Below are 6,239 nucleotides of genomic sequence, written 5' to 3'. Positions count from 1 at the left end.
AAGCTCTCGCCGACTACCTCACCAAGGTCACTCCGCCAGCCACTGAGAATCAGCGAGAGACTTAAGCGTGCGATTTCCGGCGCATCACACTAGTGCTCTGACCGCTATGGTTCGCCGGGTTGAGAGGGAGGACCGGGGTGTTCGTCGAGATCGTCTTCGTGAGGCTGGCGATCGACCGTGATGAGGTCGAGGAGGCTTTGGAAGCGGCGTTCGAGCTCGACGGCGAGGTCACCGGCGCGGGCAGTGGCATGGGTCGTTGCCATCTTGACCTTGAAATCGTGGAGGGCTCGGACGCGACTGCGGCCCTGGAGCGGCTGCGGGCGGTGCTGTCCGATCTGGGGGTCGCGAACTGTGCGACCTTGAACGTCAGCGAGTGATCAGGCTGCCATTCGCGCGCGTCCGGCCCAGCGGATGCCTTTCTCGCTGCGGATACGTGCGCGTTCGCGGCGCTCGGCCGCCAGGACATCTCGGTGGCGAGCGTTGGCGTTGCGCCAGCGCACGTAGGCGTGCAGTGCCCGGGTTTGGACCGTGTGGTTGGGGTGGTGAGAGTTGGTGATGGTGAACTGCCGCAGTGGTCCGAAGTGGGCTTCGATCGGGTTGGCCCAGGACGCGTAGGTCGGGGTGAAGCACAGCTCGACCCGGTGCTTCCTGGCCCAGCGGCGGATCTCCTGGCCCTTGTGGGCGGGCAGGTTGTCCAAGATGACGTAGACGGGGGCGCCGTCCGGCCGGGCCGAGCGGATCGTCCTCAGGGCGGCCAGCGTGTTGCCGGCGCCCTTCCTGCGCCGGTTGACGCCCCACAACTTGTCGTCGCCGACCGAGTAGCAGCCATGGAAGTAGCGGACCCCGTGGGTGCGGTGGTAGGTGGCCGGGTGCCGCTCGGGGTGGCCGGAGGGGGCCCAGCCCGTGCCTGCGGCGGGCCGGATGCCGAGGGGACCGAACTCGTCGAACGCGAAGACGCGGTCCGGGAAGCGGTCCAGGATCTCCTCGATCCGATCGAGCTTGGCGTCGCGCTCGGGGTCGGGCGACTCCTTCCACGTCTTGGTGCGCTGGAAGGTGACGCCGCGGCGGGCGAGCAGGCACCGTAACGCCTCGCGGCCAATGCGGATGACCCGGCCGTGGACCCGGTGCAGGTAGGTGACGAGCTTGCGGAGGGACCAGCGGGTGAAGGGCTGGCCGAGCTTGGTCGGGCGCGTGGTGGCCGTCTGGACGACGAAGTCCTCGTCGTCAGTGCTGAGAAGGCGGGGACGGCCTCCCGCCCACCGAGGGTCCAAGCAGGCCAGGCCGATCTCGTTGAACCGGTGGATCACGTCGCGGACGGTGTCCTCGCCGGCCTGCACCAGTTGGGCGATCACCGGGACGCGGTTCCCGCCGGCCGAGGCCAGCAGCATCATCGCGCGCCGGTAGCGCACCGAACTGGTGCTGCCCCGGCGCACGATCTGCTGCAGCTTCTGACCTTCCTGGTCCGTCAGTCTGCGCACCCGCACAGGCCCAGCCACCACACCTCCACCGGTCGGATCGGACGTCACCGCACATCCAACCGCCCCAACCACCGACCCGGCGAACCAATGCGGTCAGAGCACTAGTCTAGCGCCGCCACTGTGGTCGGCGCCCCGTCGGGTGGTTCTTTGGGGGGAAGGGGCCAGGTGCTGCCGCGGCCCCGCAATTGTCGCGAGGCGGGGCCGCTGGTTGCGCTGGGCGGGCGGAGATCAGACCGGGTCGCTCACCTGGGCGAGTGCGACGACCAACCGGTGACCGTCAATGTGCTGGATCTCTACGACAGCCGTGCCCTTGGAGTCATGGCGGGTTCCCGTGATACGGCCGCTTCCGTTCGGCCAGGTGACGAAGGTCGGGGAGGTAGGACACAACTCCCACGCGCTAGTGGGCGTCTCAGCGAGCCAGTCCGCCGCCAGGGAGACGTGCTCGTAGTGGGCTGCGAGGCCGTCGACGTGCGGGCAGGAGCAGCGGACGTGGAGGACGCAAGTTCCGGTCGCGGAGTGACCGATGCGGGCAGGCGGGACGGGCTGTAGCCCGAGGACGTGAACTCGGTTGTGTTCGACCTGTCGGGCATGAGCGCGGCGACACTCGGCGAGTGCGTGCAAGGCGCTGCGGATGGCGATGTCCTGGTCGAGGCCGGGGGTGCCGAGCCATGCTGTTCAACTGCCATATGTGACAATGCCGTTGCCAATGTGACGCGGTACGCCGGAGAGCTGATGGGGGTAGGGGCCATGGCAGGAAGTACTCAAGGCGAGCACCACGCTGGAGCGGGGCAGCCCGTTGGAATGCGGTTGAACCAGCTGCCGGCCGACCTGGGCGGTGGTGGCTCCACGGGCGGTGGGCAGCCGGACCTCGCGTCCTCTCCCGCCGAGAAGAAGGCCGCGGCGAACACGCTCCACAACGAGATCGAGCCACACACCACGACGGCGGGGGCCTGGGCGGACGACGAGACGAGCGCCGTGGTGAAGGCGTTCGATGCGAAGGACGGGCATGGCTGGGTCACGTCCAGTGCCGTGAGCAAGGCGCACAAGACCTGGAGTGAACAGGTCCGGAACCTGGTGAACCAGTTGTCGGGGGATGAATCGGCCCTCCGGAACAACAACACTTTGATGACCGGGACGGACGTCGGAGTGGGCGCCGGGGTGCGCAAGGTGTCCGTGCTCGACACGTACTCACCGCCACCGGGGCACTGACAGACAGCCGAGCTGTCTCGCACGCCACTGGACTAACGGGGAGCCATGCCGACATACCACGAGATCCTGACGACAGACCTGTCCACGCTCACCACGGCCGCCGAACGCTGGGACGGCATGGCGAAGGAGCTCCACAAGCAGGAGACCGCCTACCGGCGGGACGTGCACGGCATCACCCTGCGCCCGACGTGGGTCGGCGAGAGCCAGCAGGCCGCCAACGCGCGCTTCGGAATTAGGCTCACGGAGTTCCAGAACGCCCAGACCGAGGCCAAGGCGATCGCCTCACTTTTGCGCGATGCGCACACCCAGTTCGTGGATTTGCGCAAGAAGCTGGAGTCGGCCCGGGACGATGCCATCGCCCAGGGGATGAAGGTGTCGGACCAGGGCGTGGTCTCGTACGACACCGGGAGGCTCAGCCAGGGAGATCGCCAGGCACTCGCGCATGATCCCGACTACCAGGAGAGCGTACGCAAAGCCGTCGCCTCCTGGCAGGCCAGCATCGACCAGTGCGTGAAGGACCTGGACGACGCCGACAAGGGCGTCGAGGTCGCCTTCACCGCTGTCGTGAAGGGCCCCGACACGGGCCTCGGCAAGGTCCCCGACTTCAACGGTAAGGCTCAGGGCGACATCGAGAAGTACGAGGCCGACGAGGGCAAGGACATCGCGCAGCGCGTCAACTCCGGCAAGGCCACGGCGGCCGACTACCGGGAGCTGCAACGCCTCTTCCATGACAATTCTGGCGACAAGGCGTTCAGCCAGACCCTGCTGGACGAACTGGGCGCCAAGGGCATGCTGCAGTTCTCCAACAGCCTCGACGGCCTTGCGTACCACAACGACAAACAGCACAGCGGCCAGTACCTGGACATCCAGAAAGGCCTCGCCACCACGCTGGCGACCGCGACCCAGGACCCGCACTCGTCCTTCTACAAGGACTTCCGTGAGGACATGCGCAAGGCCGGAACCGAACAGTTCAAGGTCGATGGCCTCAGTCCCATCCCGGACGAGAAGGTCCGCGGCTACCAGAGCCTCGCTACGCTGATGCAGCAGGGGCACGGCTACAACGGGCAGTTCCTGGAGGACACCGCGGACGACATCCGGCACGCGGAGGAGTCGTACACGGCCAAGGAGGACAACCCGACCGAGTCCATTTGGGCCCTGCGGGACAAGTTCAGCGCCAAGGACCGGGGCTGGTTCGCCAACGACCCGCTCGACGGCGTGCTCGGCATCATGTCCCATGATCCCAAGACCAGCACCGAGTACCTGGACCCGGCCCATAACGACAACCTGGAGTACCTGCTCCACGGGCGGGACTGGGACACCGTCGTGGACCACTTCGCGACCCCGCCCGGCGGTACGACGACGGGCATACCCGTCCTGGCGGAGGACGGCGACGTCCGCAAGGGCTTCGGCGCGGCCCTGGAGGCCGCGACGACCGGCCAGGCGCCGGGCGGCTATCACCCGATCGGTCAGCACACCGAGCCGCAGGCACGCATCCTGCAGCACACGATCAATACGCTGTACACCGACAAGCATGCCCAGGACCTGCCGAAGAACCTGGTCCAGCCGCTGGCCCACATCCTGACGTCGTACACGGCCGACACGCACGAGACCTACGCGGAGTCGTCGTCGAAGTACGACATCGACTGGGACAGCGAGGGTTCCGTCTGGAGCGACAAGGACGGCTCGCACATGGCCGTGGGGCACCAGCGCCTCGCTGCCGTCATGCGCGGCATCGCCAACGACCCGGAGGCGTTCGGACACCTCTATGGGGCCGAACAGCAGTACGCACACCATGTCATGGACGGGATCCCTGCGGACGCCGGAGACAAAACGATCCGGGATCGAGTTGTGGAGTCGTCCCGTGCCATGGGCGCCTACGACGGCATCCGGTCGGACATCATCTACGACGAGCGGTTTAAGAAGACGCAGTGGGCCGCCGACTTCAACCACGGCCTGGGCACGTCCCTCAGCACGGCGCTGATGTTCAACCCCGTCAGTGATCTCAGCCCCGTGGGAGACCTCAGCCAGAGAACCCTCGACGTGTGGGCGTACGAGTCAAACAAGGAGCACGTGTCCGAGGCGAACCTCGAGGCGACCGAGAAGAACGCGAAGACCTACGACGCCGGCCAGCACGATGTCGAGAAGCTGGTCAGAGCATGGGCGGACAGCCGCGGCCATGCCGTCGACAGCGACTGGACGAAGTACTACGTCCACGCAGGTCAGAACGACTATGAGCACGGCCGTGACCGGACGCTGAGCACGCTTCGCGCCGACCGCTGACACGGCACCGAACGTCCCCCGAGAGAATGAGCACGATGCAGATGAAATCCGGGTTCCGACGTATACACGCCGGGTGGTACGCAGGGGCGTGCCTGCTGGCTCTGGCGCTTCTGGGGCTCGTGCTCTACGGCACTGGGGCCTTCGACTCGGGGAGTGACGACCGCTCACTGGACCGGGCCTGTGACGGCACCCTGGCCCAGGACGGGCTCCGGGCGGCTCTGCACTCGTCACACCTGAGCGCCGGTGACGAGGGCGACAGCGATTACCTGGCCGCCTGCAGCGTCCACAACTCGGCATCCGGCCCACAGGGCAGTTCCCTGGAGTTGAAGCTGCGCTGGAGCAGTGCGGCGGCCCCCTCCGGGACCCTCGCCTGGTACAACGCGGACTACAACGGGGTGAAGGCGCAGGCGGCCCCACTCGGCCACGGCTGGTCTGGCGTCGTCAGGTACGACAGCGGCACCTACCAGGTCATGGTCGCGCTCGACTGCGTGAACCAGAAGAGCAAGGCTCTGGTTGCCTACGGTGACCTGCTCGGTACGGTGAACAGTACGACTCTGGGCGGACTCGGCCGGGTGACCACCGAGACCGCCCAGAAGGCAGCCGAGAAGTACGGCTGCCAGGTGAAGACCGGCAAGCGGCTCACCGGCCTGTCCACCGCACGGCTCGGCACGCCCGACACGGCCAAGCTGCTGCAACAGGCCGAGGGCTCGTGCGTCGCGCTGCGGGGTACGGCGGCGGCCCAGAACGGCACCCCTGAGGTCATGGAGTACCCAGCGGATCCCGACGCTCCGCAGACCAACTGCTACCTGGTGACGAAGGCCGGGAAGCCCGGCTACGGCCTGTACGCCTATTACGGTGCCGCCGCCAAGGACTTCCTCACGAGCGAGCGCAGCCACCTCAAGAAGGGCTACGGCCCCACCGACAGCGACCAGGACTACGCCTGGGCCACCGCGACGTGCCCTCATTCCGCGCAGTCGGCGGTGTTCGTGCTGTACCACCTGTACGACAGGGACACGGACAGCTATCCGGTCCCGCACTACTCCGCGTCGTTCGCCGAATTCGCACTGAAGGCCTTCGCCGACCACGAAACGATGCAGCGCGGCTGCACCGCCGTGCAGATGATGTCCCGGGCATGAAGAAATCCGGGCGGATGGTCACAGCCCTGTTGTGCACTGCCCTAAGAGGGCGTTTGAAGTAGGCAGATTGCCCTTGATGCCCTAGTACGTTCCTCGCCAGGTGGGGGTGGTCTCGTCCGTTATGCGCCTGGCGAGG

Annotated in this window: 5 protein-coding genes; 4 read left to right on the top strand and 1 reads right to left on the bottom strand. The window is 66.9% G+C overall.

Features of this window, described 5'->3' with window-relative positions; genetic code table 11:
• Window positions 1-137: 137 nt before the first annotated feature.
• Complete coding sequence (locus AB0A61_RS40620) at window positions 138-377, top strand: hypothetical protein (RefSeq protein ID WP_361304561.1); 240 nt, start codon at window positions 138-140, stop codon at window positions 375-377.
• Here the strand turns inward: AB0A61_RS40620 and AB0A61_RS40615 are convergent, their stop codons facing one another.
• The gene (locus AB0A61_RS40615; protein WP_361304558.1) at window positions 378-1,496 is read right to left on the bottom strand and encodes an IS630 family transposase; all 1,119 of its coding nucleotides are present in this window, start codon (window positions 1,494-1,496) and stop codon (window positions 378-380) included. It lies immediately after the preceding gene.
• 540 nt (window positions 1,497-2,036) lie between these two features.
• On the opposite strand from AB0A61_RS40615, the gene AB0A61_RS40610 reads away from it, so the two are divergent.
• Genes AB0A61_RS40610 through AB0A61_RS40600 form a run of 3 tightly spaced genes read left to right on the top strand, consistent with a single transcriptional unit; the run spans window position 2,037 to window position 6,103 of the window.
• Window positions 2,037-2,687 carry a hypothetical protein gene (locus AB0A61_RS40610; protein ID WP_361304555.1) on the top strand — a complete coding sequence of 217 codons (651 nt, stop codon included), beginning with the start codon at window positions 2,037-2,039 and terminating at the stop codon, window positions 2,685-2,687.
• A gap of 45 nt (window positions 2,688-2,732) precedes the next feature.
• Window positions 2,733-4,967, top strand: coding sequence for a hypothetical protein (locus tag AB0A61_RS40605; protein ID WP_361304552.1), 2,235 nt, complete (start codon window positions 2,733-2,735; stop codon window positions 4,965-4,967).
• A 35-nt stretch (window positions 4,968-5,002) separates the two neighbouring features.
• On the top strand, window positions 5,003-6,103 hold the full coding sequence (locus tag AB0A61_RS40600) for a hypothetical protein (protein ID WP_361304549.1): 1,101 nt from the start codon (window positions 5,003-5,005) through the stop codon (window positions 6,101-6,103).
• The last annotated feature ends 136 nt before the right edge of the window (window positions 6,104-6,239 follow it).

The sequence above is a fragment of the Streptomyces sp. NPDC046197 genome (assembly GCF_040646295.1).
GTDB lineage: Bacteria > Actinomycetota > Actinomycetes > Streptomycetales > Streptomycetaceae > Streptomyces.
The sequence above is the reverse complement of the archived record's forward strand: the minus strand, read 5'-3'. Positions and strand labels throughout refer to the sequence as shown.

What these genes read in the sequence shown, in the direction of transcription:
- AB0A61_RS40600 (WP_361304549.1), top strand. Translation starts at nt 5,003, where the DNA reads ATGCAGATGAAATCCGGGTTCCGACGTATACACGCCGGGTGGTACGCA.
- AB0A61_RS40605 (WP_361304552.1), top strand. Translation starts at nt 2,733, where the DNA reads ATGCCGACATACCACGAGATCCTGACGACAGACCTGTCCACGCTCACC.